The sequence below is a fragment of the Prauserella marina genome, from assembly GCF_002240355.1.
Lineage (GTDB): Bacteria > Actinomycetota > Actinomycetes > Mycobacteriales > Pseudonocardiaceae > Prauserella_A > Prauserella_A marina.
The window spans coordinates 885,313-901,116 of record NZ_CP016353.1 but is presented as its reverse complement, the minus strand read 5'-3'; the positions used below and the strand labels follow the sequence as shown (position 1 = coordinate 901,116).

16 protein-coding genes are annotated in these 15,804 nt (G+C 69.6%); 5 read left to right on the top strand and 11 right to left on the bottom strand.

What is annotated here, in order from left to right:
• Window positions 1–11: 11 nt before the first annotated feature.
• From BAY61_RS04005 to BAY61_RS32740, 4 genes are read right to left on the bottom strand one after another with little or no spacing between them, the layout of a single operon-like run.
• Window positions 12–779, bottom strand: a complete 768-nt coding sequence (locus BAY61_RS04005; RefSeq protein WP_091810461.1) for a putative hydro-lyase — start codon at window positions 777–779, stop codon at window positions 12–14.
• 13 nt (window positions 780–792) lie between these two features.
• Window positions 793–1,656: a 5-oxoprolinase subunit C family protein gene (locus BAY61_RS04000; protein ID WP_091810569.1), complete on the bottom strand. Its 864-nt coding sequence runs from the start codon at window positions 1,654–1,656 to the stop codon at window positions 793–795.
• A gap of 8 nt (window positions 1,657–1,664) precedes the next feature.
• Complete coding sequence (locus tag BAY61_RS03995) at window positions 1,665–2,276, bottom strand: 5-oxoprolinase subunit B family protein (RefSeq protein ID WP_091810570.1); 612 nt, start codon at window positions 2,274–2,276, stop codon at window positions 1,665–1,667.
• A gap of 2 nt (window positions 2,277–2,278) precedes the next feature.
• On the bottom strand, window positions 2,279–2,674 hold the full coding sequence (locus BAY61_RS32740; RefSeq protein WP_143021466.1) for a hypothetical protein: 396 nt from the start codon (window positions 2,672–2,674) through the stop codon (window positions 2,279–2,281).
• 113 nt (window positions 2,675–2,787) lie between these two features.
• Here BAY61_RS32740 and BAY61_RS03990 point away from each other — a divergent pair, with 113 nt between their 5' ends.
• Window positions 2,788–3,486, top strand: a complete 699-nt coding sequence (locus BAY61_RS03990) for a GntR family transcriptional regulator (RefSeq protein ID WP_091810463.1) — start codon at window positions 2,788–2,790, stop codon at window positions 3,484–3,486.
• Here the strand turns inward: BAY61_RS03990 and BAY61_RS03985 are convergent.
• Together BAY61_RS03985 and manB are read right to left on the bottom strand one after the other, a co-directional pair.
• On the bottom strand, window positions 3,471–4,382 hold the full coding sequence (locus BAY61_RS03985; RefSeq protein WP_091810465.1) for a DNA-3-methyladenine glycosylase family protein: 912 nt from the start codon (window positions 4,380–4,382) through the stop codon (window positions 3,471–3,473). The genes BAY61_RS03990 and BAY61_RS03985 overlap by 16 nt on opposite strands.
• The gene (manB, locus tag BAY61_RS03980; RefSeq protein ID WP_091810467.1) at window positions 4,375–5,454 is read right to left on the bottom strand and encodes a mannose-1-phosphate guanylyltransferase; all 1,080 of its coding nucleotides are present in this window, start codon (window positions 5,452–5,454) and stop codon (window positions 4,375–4,377) included. Before manB ends, BAY61_RS03985 begins: the two co-directional genes overlap by 8 nt.
• 143 nt (window positions 5,455–5,597) lie before the next feature.
• Here manB and BAY61_RS03975 point away from each other — a divergent pair, with 143 nt between their 5' ends.
• Window positions 5,598–6,044 carry a hypothetical protein gene (locus BAY61_RS03975; protein WP_091810469.1) on the top strand — a complete coding sequence of 149 codons (447 nt, stop codon included), beginning with the start codon at window positions 5,598–5,600 and terminating at the stop codon, window positions 6,042–6,044.
• A 15-nt stretch (window positions 6,045–6,059) separates the two neighbouring features.
• Here BAY61_RS03975 and BAY61_RS03970 read toward each other — a convergent pair whose 3' ends face one another.
• From BAY61_RS03970 to BAY61_RS03960, 3 genes are all read right to left on the bottom strand, one after another.
• Window positions 6,060–6,926 (bottom strand): glycosyltransferase family 2 protein, encoded by an 867-nt coding sequence (locus BAY61_RS03970; RefSeq protein WP_176879896.1) that lies wholly within the window; start codon window positions 6,924–6,926, stop codon window positions 6,060–6,062.
• Between the two features lie 45 nt (window positions 6,927–6,971).
• Window positions 6,972–8,105, bottom strand: coding sequence for a glycosyltransferase family 4 protein (locus BAY61_RS03965; protein ID WP_091810473.1), 1,134 nt, complete (start codon window positions 8,103–8,105; stop codon window positions 6,972–6,974).
• 118 nt (window positions 8,106–8,223) lie between these two features.
• Window positions 8,224–9,300 (bottom strand): glycosyltransferase family 4 protein, encoded by a 1,077-nt coding sequence (locus BAY61_RS03960; protein WP_091810475.1) that lies wholly within the window; start codon window positions 9,298–9,300, stop codon window positions 8,224–8,226.
• 23 nt (window positions 9,301–9,323) lie between these two features.
• Here BAY61_RS03960 and BAY61_RS03955 point away from each other — a divergent pair, with 23 nt between their 5' ends.
• Genes BAY61_RS03955 through BAY61_RS03945 form a run of 3 tightly spaced genes read left to right on the top strand, consistent with a single transcriptional unit; the run spans window position 9,324 to window position 13,888 of the window.
• Window positions 9,324–10,241 (top strand): glycosyltransferase family 2 protein, encoded by a 918-nt coding sequence (locus tag BAY61_RS03955; RefSeq protein ID WP_091810477.1) that lies wholly within the window; start codon window positions 9,324–9,326, stop codon window positions 10,239–10,241.
• A gap of 40 nt (window positions 10,242–10,281) precedes the next feature.
• Window positions 10,282–12,801, top strand: coding sequence for a glycosyltransferase (locus BAY61_RS03950; protein WP_091810480.1), 2,520 nt, complete (start codon window positions 10,282–10,284; stop codon window positions 12,799–12,801).
• Window positions 12,794–13,888 (top strand): glycosyltransferase family 4 protein, encoded by a 1,095-nt coding sequence (locus tag BAY61_RS03945; RefSeq protein WP_091810571.1) that lies wholly within the window; start codon window positions 12,794–12,796, stop codon window positions 13,886–13,888. The genes BAY61_RS03950 and BAY61_RS03945 overlap by 8 nt, the downstream gene beginning before the upstream one ends.
• Here the strand turns inward: BAY61_RS03945 and rfbD are convergent.
• Together rfbD and rfbB are read right to left on the bottom strand one after the other, a co-directional pair.
• On the bottom strand, window positions 13,855–14,760 hold the full coding sequence (rfbD, locus tag BAY61_RS03940; RefSeq protein WP_091810482.1) for a dTDP-4-dehydrorhamnose reductase: 906 nt from the start codon (window positions 14,758–14,760) through the stop codon (window positions 13,855–13,857). The genes BAY61_RS03945 and rfbD overlap by 34 nt on opposite strands.
• A gap of 6 nt (window positions 14,761–14,766) precedes the next feature.
• Complete coding sequence (gene rfbB / locus BAY61_RS03935; RefSeq protein WP_091810484.1) at window positions 14,767–15,759, bottom strand: dTDP-glucose 4,6-dehydratase; 993 nt, start codon at window positions 15,757–15,759, stop codon at window positions 14,767–14,769.
• Window positions 15,760–15,804: the final 45 nt, after the last annotated feature.

Genomic DNA, 15,804 nt, shown 5'->3' with positions numbered 1-15,804 from the left:
GCCGGGCCTGGTCACGGAATCTGGTAGGTCGAATCCCGCGCGTCGGTGATGGCCATGTGGCCGGGGGCGTGCGCGATGGCGAACGAGGGCTTCGACCGCATCACGGCTGCCTGCGGTGTGACGCCGCAGGCCCAGAACACGGGGATCTCGCCCTGCTTGACCTCGACCGCGTCGCCGAAGTCGGGCTCGGCGAGATCGTCGATGCCGAGCAGGCCGGGCGCTCCGATGTGGACGGGGGCGCCGTGCACCGCGGGATAGCGGGAGGTGATCCGCACCGCGGCCGCCACGAGGTCGGCAGGCACCGGCCGCATCGAGACGACCAGCGGGCCGGACATGCTGCCCGCCTGCCTGCATTCCCTGTTGGTGCGGTACATCGGCACGTTGGTGCCCGCCTCGATGTGCCGTACCGGGACACCGGCTTCGAGCAACGCGGACTCGAAGGTGAAGCTGCATCCGATGAGGAAGCTGACGAGGTCGTCGCGCCACAGCGAGGTGACCTCGGCCCGCTCGTCGACCAGCTCGCCGTCCCGGTAGACCCGGTAGGCCGGAAGGTCGGTGCGCAGGTCGCCCGTGAAGATCGCGGCGCTGGTCTCGCCTGGCTCCGTGACGTCGAGGATGGGGCACGACTTCGGGTTGCGCTGCGCGAATAGCAGGAAGTCGTAGGCGTATTCCTTCGGAACGCTCAGCAGATTCGCCTGTGCGAACCCTGGGCAGTATCCGGAGGTCGGGACCCTCAGTCCGGCGCGGAACTTCTCCCTCACCTCGCGTGGTTCCAGCATGACCGCTCCTCCCTCAGTCCGCGACGCGCTGACGCGCCGTGAAGCGCAACGTCATTCCCGGCCGCGCCTGCGCGGCCTTGTCGACGTCCTCGGCGACGACGACGGCGATGACCGGGTACCCACCCGTCACGGGATGATCGGCGAGGAACAGAGTGGGCCTGCTCGAAGGGGGCACCTGCAACGCGCCGGCGACGGTGCCCTCGCTGGGCAGTTCCTCCTCCTTACTCCGCGTCAGCACGGGGCCGTCGAGCCTGATGCCGATCCGGTTGCTCTCCGAAAGCACCGTGTAGGGCTGGGAGAGCAACGCGGTGAGCGCGTCGGGGGCGAACCAGTCCTGCCGGGGGCCTGGAACGACGGTGAGCCGCAGTTCCTCGGCAGGCTGGCAGGCGACGGGGGCGAAATCGATCGGGGGAAGATCGCCGTGCGGCAGGCCCACGGGCAGGTCGGAGCCCGTGCTCAGCGGCTCGGGGCCGAGCCCGGCGAGCAGGTCGGTCGAACGGGAGCCGAGCACCGGCTCCACGATGACGCCACCTCGCACCGCGACGTAACTACGCAGCCCCGTGGCGGGAAGGCCGAGTCGAAGCACCGCCCCGGCGGGCACGCGCAGCAGCGAGTTCATCGCGCCGCACCTGCCGTCGACGGTGACCGGACAGGTCGCGCCCGTGACGGCGACGACGAGGTCGGTCACGGCCCTCGCGGCGAACCCACCGAAGGTCACCTCGACACAGGCCGCGCCCTCGTCGTTGCCGACGAGCCGGTTGGCCAGGCGCAGCGAGCCACGGTCGGCAGCGCCCGACAGCCCGACCCCGATGCCGGCGTGCCCAGGACGGCCGAGGTCCTGCACTGTCGACAGTGGACCGGTTTCGAGCACCTGCATACCGTTCTTCACCGCACCTCCTCGAAACGAACACGAACACCGGGGCGCAACAGTGCGGGAGGATCCCTGTCCACTTGCCACATCAGGAGGTCAGTGCGCCCGATGAGCTGCCAGCCGCCTGGTGATTCGCGCGGGTAGACCCCGGTGAAAGCGCCGGCCAACGCCACCGCCCCCACCGGAACTTTGGTCCGCGACTCCTTGCGTCGCGGTACTTCCAACTTTGCCGAGTCGCCGGTGAGGTAGCCGAACCCCGGCGCGAAACCGCCGAAGGCCACCCTCCACTCGGTCTCGGTGTGTTCGATGATGACCTCTTGCCTGGTGAGCCCGGTCAGTTTGGCGACGTCGTCGAGGTCCTCGCCGTCGTAGACGACCGGGATACGCACCAGTTCACTGTTCTGCTCCCCGACGGCCACCGGCCGCGTCGCCCGCACGAACTGCTCGATCTCCGAGGGGTTGGCCGTGCGTGGATCCAGCCGTAACAGCAAGGTGCGTGCCGCGGGAACGAGGTCGGTCACCCCGGGTGGCAGGTTGGCGGCCAATGCCGCGTGCAGCGCTCTGACCGCGTCGAGATCGTCGAGTTCGACGAGCAACCCTAGGTCGGCACATGGCAGAACACGCATGGTCAGCTCCATAGATCGGCGATGCCGCTTGGTGAGATCCGGCAGGGGCCATCGGCCGGAATCCGGCCTCGCGCGGTGACGTCGTCAGGGCTTCCGTGAGCTACCCGGTTACCCCGTGCTTGCCGCGACAACCGGCGCGGCCCGCTCCTCCGCTTGTGTGCCTCCGCCGCGGCAAGCGGCATAGCGGTGAAAAGAATCGCCATCGCGAAGGCGAGGTGCGGGCCCGACGGCTGGAGTCCCGCGAAAGCGGCCACTCCGGCGACGGTTCCGGCCGCGAACCACGGCGTGGGCAGGCCGCGCGCGGCGACCCCGCCACGGGCGTCCTCACGACCAGCGCCTTCCGTCCCCGCCAACCAGGTGAACGGGCCGGATCGGCGCGCTGCGGTCTCCCCGACCATGCGGCCTTCCCTTCACGATGTGTTCGAGCGAACGTAGCGGATTGTTGAACAATCCTGCAAGGCTCTTGTAGGTACTTCTTTGTTACGCTGCGATGACGAAGAACGGAGGGGACATGACCGCCACCGACCCGTGGGTGGAAATGCTCGCGGGTGACCGTGGGTTGCTCGACCGCACCAGCACAGCCGAACGAGTCGCCGATCTACTCAGGCAACGCATTATCGAAGGCGCCTTGCCACCGGGAACCCGGCTCTCCGAGGAAAGCGCGGGCCGCGCACTCTCGGTCTCCCGCAACACCTTGCGCGAGGCTTTCCGGCTGCTCGTCCACGAACGTTTACTCGTCCACGAATTCCATCGGGGCGTGTTCGTCAGGGTGCTGGAAGCCGGTGACGTCTCCGACCTCTACCGCGTCCGCAGGATGCTGGAGACCAGCGCGATCCGCTACGCACCCACCGCCGACGGCGCGCTCATCACGGCGATCGAAGACGCCGTCGCCGGTGCCGAACTCGCCGCGAAAGAAGACCGCTGGCTCGCCGTCGGTACCGGCAACATGCGGTTCCATCAAGCGATCACGGCACTGAGTTGCAGTCCCCGCGTCGACGAGATCATGAGCCAGATCGCGGCCGAACTGCGACTCGGTTTCCATGTGATGTCACGGCCGAGGGAGTTTCACGAGCCCTACATCGCGCTCAACCGCGAGATCGCGGAACTGATCGCGGGCGGCAAGTACAAGCAGGCCGAACGAGCGCTCGACAACTATTTCGACATCGCCGAGAACCAGCTCCTCGACGCCTACGCTCAGATGGCGCGGTAGTCGCGAGGCGCGTAGCGCGGGCCGAACCGTGGCCGGGAGAACCCCGCCGCGGTGAGGTAGCGCACCGCGCGCTGCCGTTGCGGCACATACGGTTCCAGCTCCTCCCGCAACCCTTCGTCGTCGAAGGCCCTTCCCGCGAGCGCGTGACCGACGATGGCCGGGATGTGGAAGTCACCGAAGCTGACCGCGTCGGCGTCTCCCCATGCCCGCTGGGCGATCTCGGCCGCCGTCCACACGCCGATCCCCCGCACGTTCCGCAGCAGCGCTCTTCCCTCGGCTCCGCCGAGTACAACCGCCCGCTCAAGCCGGGGAGCGACCCTTGCCGCGGCGATCAACGTCGTCCTCCTGCTCAGGTCGACACCCGCCCTGTGCCATTTCCAGTCCACAATGGAGCGTATGGCGGCCGGAGTGGGAGGCACCCTCAGCCATTCCGGCGCGGGACCGGGAGCCCGCTCGCCGAACCATCGGCACAGCTCCCTCCACGACCTGCGAGCCTCGTAGCCGGTGACTTTCTGTTCCAGCACGCTGGGAACCAGCACGTCCCACACCCACAGCGTGGCGCCGAGCCGCAGGCCGGGTGACCGCCGTCGCGCCCACTCGACGACCTCGTGGTGCGCGGAGAACCCGCTCGGGTCGTCGTCGGCGCCAAGCAACGAGGGCAGCCCGTTCAGCAGGACCTCGCCGCCATCGCCCCACGCCTTCGCCTCGACGGTCCCGTCGGAAGCGCGGCGCAGTACGAGAGTGCCCGGCCCTTCCCCGGTGTTGCGGGCGAGCCACAACCTGCCGCCCTCGTCATAACGGCAACACGGGTCGCCGCGTCCCCTCCGTAATGGAGCGACGACCTGGTCGATGTCCAGTTCGAACGGTGGCACCCAGCGGCGGAAATATTCAGGCATCGCTGGAAAACCGGATCGAGCCGGCCGCCAATCGCGCGCCGGGCCAGACCCTCGCGCCGTTCAGCAACTCGCAGCCCGCGCCGACCTCGACGTCGTCGCCGAGTACGACTCCGCGCAGTACCGCGCCCGCGCCGACCTTCGTTCCCTTGCCGATCACCGAATGCTCGACGACGGCGTCCTCGCCGATCTCGGCGTCGTCGAACAGCACGGAACCCTCGACCTCCGCGCGCTCACCGACACGCACCCGCGCGCCGAGTGTCGTTCCCCCGTAGACCTTGGCGGTGGCCGAGGTCCGCGCACCGTCCAAACGCAACACTTCACCCGAAGGCCCTTCGAGTGCCGATGTCGGCGCGATCCCGCGCACGAGGTCGGCGGAGCCCTTGACGAAGGTCTCCGGGGTACCGACGTCAAGCCAGTAGGAGTCGTCGACGAAACCCTGCACGTGCGCGCCTTCGGCGAGCAGGCCGGGGAAAGTTTCCCTCTCGACGGAGACCCGCCTTCCGGCCGGAATGGTCTCGACCACTGAGCGGCGGAACACGTAGCAGCCCGCGTTGATCTGATCGGTCGGCGGATTCGGCGTCTTTTCGAGGAAGGCGGTGACCCTGCCCCTTTCGTCGGTCGGCACGGAACCGAACCGGCTCGGGTCGGCGACCCGTTGCAGGTGCAGCGTCACGTCCGCCCCCGACGAGCGATGTGTTCCGATCAGGGCACCGAGATCGGTTCCGGAGAGCACGTCCCCGTTGAAGATCACCGCGTCGGGGGCGCGCAGCCGGTCCGCGACGTTGCGGATAGCGCCGCCGGTGTCGAGCGGCTGCTCCTCCACGACGTAGTCGATGTCGAGCCCGAACGCCTCACCGGTGCCGAAGTACTCCTCGAACACCTCCGCCCGGTAGGACGTGCCGAGCACGACGTGCGTGATGCCGGCCGCGCGGATCCTGGACAGCAGATGGGCGAGGAAGGGTGAACCCGCCGTCGGCAACATCGGCTTGGGAGCGGAGAGGGTCAACGGCCGCAGTCTCGTGCCCTTTCCACCGACAAGCACAACCGCATCGACACCGGAATGAGTTGTCATGGCTCTCCACCCTCCCATCCCATGCCCGCACGCCGACAAACCGGGGGGAAACCCTGCCGGTATTTGCCGGAAGGGCCTACCCTGGGACAGGAAGGCGGCGGCCCCGGGAGAGTGGGCCTCGGTGAGGTACGGGAGGCGAGGGCATGGACCCCCGCGATCGGGCAGACGCCGTGCTCTTCCGCGCACAAGCGCGGGACGGCGTGGTCACACCGGACAACATGACATCGCCGATGGACGCCGCCAACACTCAGCAGATCCCACGCTCGCTCGTGCGGCGGATCGACGGCGAACTCGACCCCGACACCACGACCAAACTGTCGGCCGCGTTCATCGAGCGCAACGACGGTCAATTCGACGACAGTCACCTCGCGGCCTCGGCGCCGACGAGCCGGATGGAGCCGAGGACCCAGCCCTTCCGGACCCAGTCCCCGCAAACGGCGCCCTCGCACGCCGAGCCCGACCGGACCCAGCCCCTTCAGGTGCAGTCACAGGCCATGGAGCCGGAGCACACCGAGATGACCGGTCTCGTGCCGACCACCCGGACCTTCCAGGGGCACTCCGACTTCGCGCGGCGCCTCGAAGGTCTGTGAACCCGCCGCGCGCCGTCAGCGGCTGCCTCGCGTCTCCACTTTGAGCCGCACGGCAAGACCGGCGCGGATCACCATGAGCACCGGCTGCCACAGCAGCCCCTTGTGCCGGTCGGAGAGATAGCGGTACGCGCTGTCGTGGTGCGCGGCCAGCATTTTCGCCGACGCTCGCGACGTGGCCTGTCCTCCGATGTGCATCACCGCGGCCGACGGCACGTAGACGTTGAGCCAGCCCGCTCGCCCGATCCGGTCACCGAGGTCGACGTCCTCGAAGTACATGAAGTACCTCGGATCGAACCCTGACACCGAATCGAACGCTTCCCTTCGCATCAGCAGGCACGAGCCGGAAAGCCAGCCCGCCGTGCGTTCCGAGGGCGTCGCGCGCTCCTGCCGGTAGGAGCGAGTCCACGGGTTGCCCGGCCAGATCTTGCCGAGCAGCGCGTGACCGATGCCCCTTCCCATCGAGGGCAGCAGCCTCGCCGACGGGTAGACGCTGTCGTCGGGTTCCCTGATGAGCGGCCCGAACGCGCCGCCCCTCGGCCACCTTCGCGCCGCGTCGAGCAAGGTGTCGATCGAACCGGGATCCCATTCGAGGTCGGGATTGGCGACGACGATCCAGCCGGCCTCGTCGCCGAGCTCGGCCACACCTCGGTTGGCGGCCGCGCCGTACCCGAGGTTCTCGCCAGTGCGCAGCAACCGCACGTTGTCCCGCTCGGCGGCGCGCTCGGGGGCGCCGTCGACGGAACCGTTGTCGGCGAGCACGACCTCGACATCCCGGTCGGTGGCCTTGTCGAGCGTGTCGAGAAAACGGTCGAGGGTCTCGCCTGGCGAGTAGGTCACGGTCACCACGGCGACCTGGTCACCGTATGTCTTCGGCTCGGTCACCGGGTCATTGTGCACCTGTCACGTTCGCCGCCCGCGCCGACGGCGTCACGGGCGGCCCGTGCGGTGCTGATACCAGGCCCGTTCATACGCCTGCTGGTGTTGCTTCGCCGAGGTCGTCCACGAGAATTCCTGTGCCCTCCGCTTCGCGGCCGCGGCGAGCGCGCTCCGCCGCGCGGGGTCGTCGAGCAGCTCACCGAGCGCGGCCGCGACGTCACCGGCCCCGACACCGCAGTAGGCGACCGCGTCTCCGCCGACCTCGGGCAACGCGAGGCGTTTCGTGGTCAGCACGCAGGCACCGGAGGCCATCGCTTCGAGCACGGGGAGCCCGAACCCCTCGCCGAGGCTCGGGTAGGCGACCAGATCGGCACCGCCGAGGAAACCGGCGAGCGTGTCGAAAGGCAGGTAACCGGCCCTGATGACCCTCAGCCGGTGTGGCACGGCGTCGAGCGCCTTCTCCACCTGGCTGTCCCAGCCGGGTTGCCCCGCGAGCACGAGCGCGGGCGGGTCCGGCCGCTGCCCGACGGCCAGCGCGAAACCCCGGATGAGCGCGGGCACGTTCTTGCGTGGTTCCAATGCGCCGAGGAACGCGACGTAGGGCGTGCCGCCGAGGCCGGTCGCGTCGCGGGCAGCCTCGATCTCGGCCGCCGACGGCGGGTGGAAGCGCTGTTCGTCGACGCCGTGCTGGATGACCTCCATGCCCGCGCCCCGGACTCCCGCGACCCTCGCCAGCTCGTCGGCCGTCGCCTCGCTCGGCACGACGCACACGGTGGCCCTGCGCAACGCTGCCCTCGTCCAGCCGCGGAAGAACCTGGCCTTCACGGAGGAATGCAGAACGGGGTCGGTGAAGAACGTGGCGTCGTGCAACGTCACGACCGATGCCGCCCTGCTCGCGACCGGCATCGTGTAGTGGGGGGAGTGGACGACGTCCACGCCGAGCCTGCGGACGAGTCTCGGAAGCGCGGTCTGCTCCCAGGTCAGCCTCGCGGTCCTCGTCGCGGTGGACTCCGTCGTCGGCACGATCCTCGACGCCGGGGCCAGCTCGCCATAGAGCTGGGCGTCCCTCGGCTGGCACACCACGGAAACACTCGCCCCGCCCTTGTCGAGCGCGGCCACGAGCGAATCGACGTAGCGGCCGACGCCGCCTCGGTCGGCCGGTACGGCCGTGGCGTCGATCAGCACGCGTGGTTCTGCCACCCGTGCAGCGTACGACCCCTTGCTTCACTGTTTGACAGGATCCGACAAAGTGAGAGCGACGACAAAAGGCGCCGCCGCGTCGTGCCTCGCCGGACCTGCGGATTCAGGGGTGGGTGTGCAGCCGCCACACCGCGCTCGCCGCCTCGGCCCAGGAGAACCGCGCCGCCCTGCGAAGGCCCGCCTCGGCGAGTCGCGCCGCGAGCTCGGAGGAGCCGAGAACGTCGCGCAGCGCCGAGGCCAGCGCTCCCGGATCGCCGACGGGAACGATCCATCCCGCCTCCCCCGCCACCTCGACGAGCGAGGCGACGTCGGTGTGCACGACGGGAACTCCCTCAGCCATGGCTTCGAGCACGGGCAGCCCGAACCCCTCGGCCCTGCTCGGCACCGCGACCACGCTCGCCGCGCGCAGGACGGCGGCGAGCTGGTCGTCGGGCAGCCTGCCGAGCTGCCGCACCCTGCCCGGTGGCAGCCCGTGCAACGCGGCCAGCCGCGAGGGGTCCAGCTCTCCCCAGCCCGGCTGGCCGACGAGCAGCAACGGCACCGGAACCTCGGCCATGGCCTCGATCAGCACGTCGATGCCCTTGCGCGGTTCGATCGTGCCGACCGCGAGCACGTAGCGCTCGGGAAGGTCGAACGGAAGTGTTCGTATCGGGGGCGGGAAGCGGGTGACCCCGTGCCGGACGACGTGCACCCCCGCGCGGGGCGTGAGCAGGCCCGCGAGGTCGGCCGCGACCGCGGCCGTCGGAACGACCAGAGCCGTCGCCGAGCGGGCCGCGGTGGCGATCGCGGACCGGTGCCAGCGCACACCGCGCGGGGTCAGCGTCTCGGGGTGGGTCCACGGCACGGTGTCGTGCACGGTCACCGAGAGCGTGCGGCGGCCAGGCACCCTCGGCGGCGCGAGCGGGGTCGGCGCGTGCACGGCGGCCCCTCCCGGCCACAGTGGCAGCCCGGCCTGCCACGCCGCGATCAGGGCCTTCGGCGGCAGCGGCAGCCTGCGCGGACCGGAGACGCCCTCCACGCGGGCTGCCTCGACATCGGTGTGCCAGGCAACGACGCCACGCGGGCGCCAGCCGTCCGGCGCGGTCTCGGCGAGCGCGCTCAGCAGCTCAGCGGTGTAGCGGCCGGTGCCTCCCGGCACCGGCGCGAGCAATTGCTCCGCGATCACGACGAGTTCCCGCACGGCGCTATTCTGCCCGCGTGCCCATGACCACCGTCGTCGTCGTCACCTGGCGTGGCGTGGCGCATCTCACCGAGTGCCTCGACGCCCTCGCGGCCCAGGATCGTCCACATCGGATCCTGGTGGTCGACAACGCCTCCGACGACGGCACGGCGGCCCTGCTCGCGGCCCACCCCTCCCGGCCGGAGGTACTGCGGCTCGCACGCAACACCGGGTACGCGGGCGGCATCGCCGCCGCCCTGTCCGCCCCGGACACTGTGGACACTCCATACGTAGCGTGGCTCAACGACGACGCCGCGCCACGACCTGGCTGGCTCGGCACGCTTGAGGACGCGATGCGGCCCTCGACCGGAGCGCTCGCCTCCGTGCTCGAACTTCCCGGCGGAACGGTGCAGTCGACCGGCGTGAGGCTCACCGGGGACGGCCACGGAGCCGACCTGACGGACGGGCGGCCACCGTTCGGCTTCTGCGGGGGTGCCGCGCTGCTGCGCACCAGCGCGCTGCGCGAGGCGGGCGGGGTACCGGCCCACTTCTTCTGTTACTACGAGGACACCGACACGGCGTGGCGGCTGCGCCTCGCGGGCTGGGACATCGAGACCGTCCCCGGTGCCGTGGTCAGGCACCGGCACGGGGCGAGCACCCGGCCCGGTTCGACGTCGTTCCACCACTGGAACGAACGCAACCGGCTGCTGATGCTGCTGCGCTGCGCCCCCGCGACGGTGGCTGCCCGCGAACTCGCCCGGTTCGCCGCGATCACCGCGCTGCTGCCGGTACGCGGGCTGCTCGGCACGCCCGTCCCCTCCTCGGCGAACTTCCGGATCGGGCTGCGAGCCCGCGTGCTTCGCGACGTGGCCGGTTCGCTTCTGCCCTCGCTGCGGCAGCGGCGCGCCATCGGCCGGCTCGGCTGCCGAGGGGCGGTCTGGCGGCGCTGGGCCTGCCGTTAAGCTTCGTCGCCAGGTGGTAGTAGCTGGGGAAGGAGCTGCCTTGGTCAAGGGGGAAACGACCCAGCCGCTGGTCTCGGTCGTCGTGGTGAACTATCGCGGCGCCGAGGACACGATCACCTGTCTGCGGGCGCTCGCCGAACACGACTATCCCCGGCTCGAAGTCATCTGCGTCGACAACGCCTCGCCGGGTGACGACGTCGCGCGTATCCGCGCCTCGGCACCGGGCGAGGTGACGATCGTCGAGTCCGTCGAGAACCTCGGCTTCGCCGGCGGGTGCAACCTCGGCGCGCGGCACGCGGGCGGCACCGTACTCGCGTTCCTGAACAACGACGCCGTCCCCGCCGAGGGCTGGGCCTCCTCCGCGGTGTCCGTGCTGCGGGCCGAGCCGACGGTCGCGGCCGTCGCGAGCAAGGTGCTCGACAGCGAGGGCACGGGTACCGACTTCGTCGACGCGGGCCTCACCTGGTTCGGTATGGGCTACAAGCGGCACGCGGGCAGTCCCATCGCCGAGGTTCCCCCCGCCGAGCACGAGGTCGCGAAGGACGTCCTCTTCGCGACCGGCTCCGCCATGTTCGTCAGGGCAAGCGTCTTCGCAGAGCTGGGCGGATTCGACGAGCGGTTCTTCATGTTCTACGAGGACGTCGACTTCGGCTGGCGGCTCAACCTGAGGGGCTGGCGGGTGCGCTATGTCCCCGAATCGCTGAGCTACCACCGGCACCACGGCACCATGTCCGAAGTGGACACTCCGGACAGCGGGCGGGAAACCTTCCTGCTCGAACGCAACGCACTCTGCGCGCTCTACAAGAACCTCGCTGACGACACGCTTGCCAAGGCGCTGCCTGCCGCGCTGGCGCTCGCCGTTCGCAGGGCGACGGCGCGCGGCGAACTGGACGCCACACAGCTCGACCTGCAACGCGGGGTGGGGCCATCGGTCACCGAACCCGTCGCGGTGCCACGGAGCACGCTCGCGGGATTCCTCGCGATCGACCAGTTCGTCGAGCTGCTGCCCTCACTCGCGGGCGCCAGGGCCGAAGAGCAGGCCGCCCGCGTGCGCACCGACGCCGACCTGCTTCCGTTGCTGCGCAACGCACTTGAACCCGCCTACCCGCTGCCGCGCTACCTCGCGGCACACGACATTCTCGTCGAGGCGTTCGGCATCGAGAAGTCCTTCGGCAAGCGGCGCAGGGTGCTCGTCATCACCGGCGACGCCATCACCGAGCGCATGGCGGGACCGGCCATCAGGGCGTGGAACATCGCCGAGGTGCTGGCTGGCGAGCACGACGTCAGGCTCGTCACGGTCAACCCGCTCGCCGACCCGCCGCCCGCGCCGTTCCAGGTCAGCGGGGCACGCCGCAGGGATCTCAGCGAACCCATCGAGTGGGCCGACATCGTGATCCTGCAAGGGCACGTGCTCGAAATGGCCCCCGCGCTGAAAGAACGGCACTCGAACAAGATCGTCGTGTGCGACCTCTACGACCCCATGCACCTCGAATTGCTCGAACAGGGCAAGGACGGCGCCGACGACAGAAGGGCAGCCGACCTCGCGGGGGTGACGAGGGTGCTGGACGCGCAGCTCGAACGCGGTGACTTCTTCCTGTGCGCCTCGCAACGGCAGCGGCACTTCTGGCTCGGCCATTTCGCCGCGCTCGGCAGGCTCTCCCCCCGGCTCTACGACGCCGATCCCACCACGCAGTCGCTGCTTTCGGTCGTGCCCTTCGGGCTCTCCGCCCGCTCACCCCGGCGTACGGGTCCCGGGCTGAGGGCGGCGCTACCCGGCATCGCCGAAACCGACCACGTGGTGCTGTGGGCGGGTGGCGTCTACAACTGGTTCGACCCACTGACCCTCGTGCGCGCGATCGACCGGCTCAGCAAGCGCAGGGCCGACGTCCGGCTGGTGTTCCTCGGCATGCGGCACCCCAACCCCGAGGTCGCCGAGATGGACATCGGCGCGCGCACGGTCAGGCTCGCCGATTCGCTCGATCTCACCGGCAAGAACGTGTTCTTCAACGAGCAGTGGGTTCCCTACGGCGAGCGACAGAACTGGCTGCTCGACGCCGATTGTGGTGTCACGACGCACTTCGAGCACGTCGAGACGACCTTCGCCTTCCGAACCAGGGTGCTCGACTACCTGTGGGCCGGTCTTCCCATCGTCACCACCGACGGCGACGCCTTCGCCGATCTGGTCAGGGCTGAGGGGCTTGGCGTCGTCGTGCCAGCCGAGGACGACGCCGCACTGGCCGACGCGCTCGAACGCAGCCTCTACGACCCGGAGTTCGCGGCGGCGTGCAGAGAGCGCATCGCCGTCGTCGCCCAGCGCTACACGTGGCCTCGGGTACTCGAACCGCTCGTCGAGTTTTGCCGGGACCCCCGGCCCGCAGCCGACCGGCTTCCCGGTTCGGCCGATCTCGCTCCCTCGATACCGCCGAGGGGCAAGGAACTCGTCCGCAGGGACATCGCGCTGGTGAAGGAATACCTCGAAGCGGGAGGACCCGCCGAGCTGGTCCGCAGGGCGGGTGGCAGGGTCGCCAAGATCGCGCGCCGTGGACTTCGCCGTGGCTGAGAAACCACTGCGGGTCCTGCTCGACGGCACCCCGCTGCTCGGCAGCCGCACCGGCATCGGCAGGTACACGGCTTCGCTTTCCGAAGAGCTCGCGTCAATGTCCACCGTGGACACCAGGGCGGTCGCCTTCACCCTGCGAGGATGGCGAAAGCTGCGCAAGGTACTCCCGCACGGCGTGCGGGCCCGCGGAATGCCGGTGTCGGCGAGGCTCGTGCGGAGGCAGTGGCTGCGCTCGCATTTCCCTCCCGTCGAACTGTTCGCCGGTGCCACCGACGTCGTCCACGGCACCAACTTCGTACTGCCGGGCAGGCTGCGCGCGGCCGGTGTGCTCACGATCCACGACCTCGCGTTTCTCGACGCCCCAGACGAACTCGCGCCGAGCGACAGGGACCTGCCCGAACTGGTGCGCAAGGGAGCGGCCCGCGCCGACATCATCTGCACGCCGACGGCCGCCGTCGCCGACGCGGTCGCCGAGCGGCTTTCGGTCGAGCGGTCGAAAATCGAGGTCACCCCGCTCGGGGTCGACGCGGGCTGGTTCACCGGACGGCCGCCGAAGGACAGCGTGCGCGAACGACTGAGCCTGCCCGGGCGGTACCTGCTGTTCGCGGGAGCGGCCGGGCCACGCAAGGGACTCGACTGGCTCGCCAAGGCACACTCGGCCGACCCGGGCCTTCCGCCCATCGTCTTCGCGGGCCCGGGCCGGTTCCCGACCTCGGAGCGGGCAAGGCACATCGGGTATCTCTCCGATTTGGACCTCCAGCGCGTCGTCGCGGGAGCGGCAGCGCTGGTTCTGCCTTCGCGGGACGAGGGCTTCGGCCTTCCGGTACTGGAGGCCATGGCCTGCGACGTTCCCGTGGTGTGCACCGACGTTCCCGCGCTGAGGGAGGTCTCGGGCGGCCTGGCCAGCCTCGTGCCCTACAACGACGTCGAAGCACTCACCGCCGCGCTGGCGGCAGCCGTTTCGGAACCCAACGCCGCGTCGGCTTCGGCGACCCGCAGGGCACACGCCGCGGGCTTCACCTGGCGGCGGTGCGCGCAGGCGACCGTCGCCGCCTACCGGCGAGCCGCGGAAACCCGCGCGAAGTAAGCACCGAGCGCGTCGCGCCACGGCCGCAGCGGCGTCAATCCGGCCGCGCGCCACGGCTCATCGGAGAGCACCGAGTACGCGGGCCTTGCCGCGGGCCTGGGAAACTCCGCCGTCGTACAGGGTTTCACGCGCCCGGGATCGGCACCGAGCTCTTCGAAAATCGCGCGGGCGAACTCGAACCAGCTGGTCTCGCCGCCGCCAGTACAGTGCAGGATCCGCGAGGACGGCCCTTCACCGTCCGCGATCTTTCCCGCCAGTTCGAGCAGTCCGGCCGCGAGATCGGCCGACCAGGTCGGGCTGCCGCGCTGATCGTCCACAACGGACAGAACGTCGCGTTCACCCTCCAATCTGGTCATGGTCTTCACGAAGTTGCCGCCCCGCTCGCCGTAAACCCACGCGGTGCGCACCACCCACGCGCTGGCACCGGAACCGAGCACGGCGTCCTCGCCTGCGGCCTTCGTCCTGCCGTACGCGCTGCGCGGGGAGAGCGGATCCTCAGGAAGGTAAGGGCGTTCGGCCTCACCCGAGAACACGTAGTCGGTGGAGACGTGCACGAGCGGCACCCGCCACGAGGAGCACGCGGCGGCGAGCACCCTCGGCCCGTCGGCGTTGACGGCGAACGCACGGGCCTCGTCGTCCTCGGCCGCGTCGACCGCCGTGTAGGCCGCCGCGTTGACGACGACGGGAAAGCGGCCTTCCTTCTTCGCGCGCCCCGCGAGTTCGGCGACGGCCTCGACGACGGCACCCGCGCGCTTCACGTCGAGCTCGGCCGATCCCGGCGCGGTGACCTCGACATCATCCGTACTCGACGCGGCGAGATCGGACCCCAGTTGACCCGTACCGCCGGGAACCAGAACAGCCAGCCGTGACACCGATGATCACCTTCCCGTGAGCGCGGCACGTTCCTTCAGTGGTTCCCACCACGCCCTGTTTTCCGAATACCAGCGCACAGTCTCGGCGAGACCGGTCACGAAGTCGACCCTCGGCTCGTAACCGAGTTCGGAACCGATCTTGCCGATGTCGACCGAGTACCGCCGGTCGTGACCGAGCCGGTCGGCGACAGGGGTGACCATCTCCCAGCCGCAACCGACGGCGGCCAGCAGCCGTTCGGTCAGTTCTCTGTTGGTGAGTTCCGTTCCTCCGCCGATGTTGTAGATCTCGCCGGGCCTGCCGCCTTCCGCGACGAGCTGCAAGCCATGACAGTGATCGTCGACGTGCAGCCAGTCCCTCACGTTCAGGCCGTCGCCGTAGAGCGGAACCGGCTTGCCGTCGAGAAGGTTGGTGACGAACAGCGGGATGACCTTCTCGGGGAACTGGTACGGCCCGTAGTTGTTCGAGCACCGGGTGACACACACGGGAAGCCCGTAGGTACGCGAGAAGGACCTGGCCAGCAGGTCGGAGGATGCCTTCGAGGCGGAGTACGGCGAATTCGGTTCGAGCACATGGTCTTCGGTCCACGAGCCGGATTCGATCGAGCCGTAGACCTCGTCGGTGGAGACGTGGACGAACTTGCCGACCTCCGCGTCGCACGCCGCTTGCAGCAGCGTCTGCGTTCCCAGCACGTTGGTGAGCACGAAATCGGCCGACCCCAGGATCGAACGGTCCACATGAGACTCTGCGGCAAAGTGCATGACCAGGTCGGTTCCCCGCATCAGGTCCGCGACGAGCGCGCCGTCACAGATGTCGCCTCGCACGAACCGCAAGCGGGGATCACCGGCGACCGGAGTGAGGTTCGTCTCGCTTCCGGCGTAGGTGAGCTTGTCCAGCACGATGATCTCGGCATCGCCCAACGCCGGGTAGGCGCCAGATATCGCCTGCCGCACGTAATGCGACCCAATGAAACCGGCACCCCCGGTGACGAGCACTCGCATTGTGTAATCCTCCTGGGTTCGCTTGCGCAGTCTGCCACGGATCAC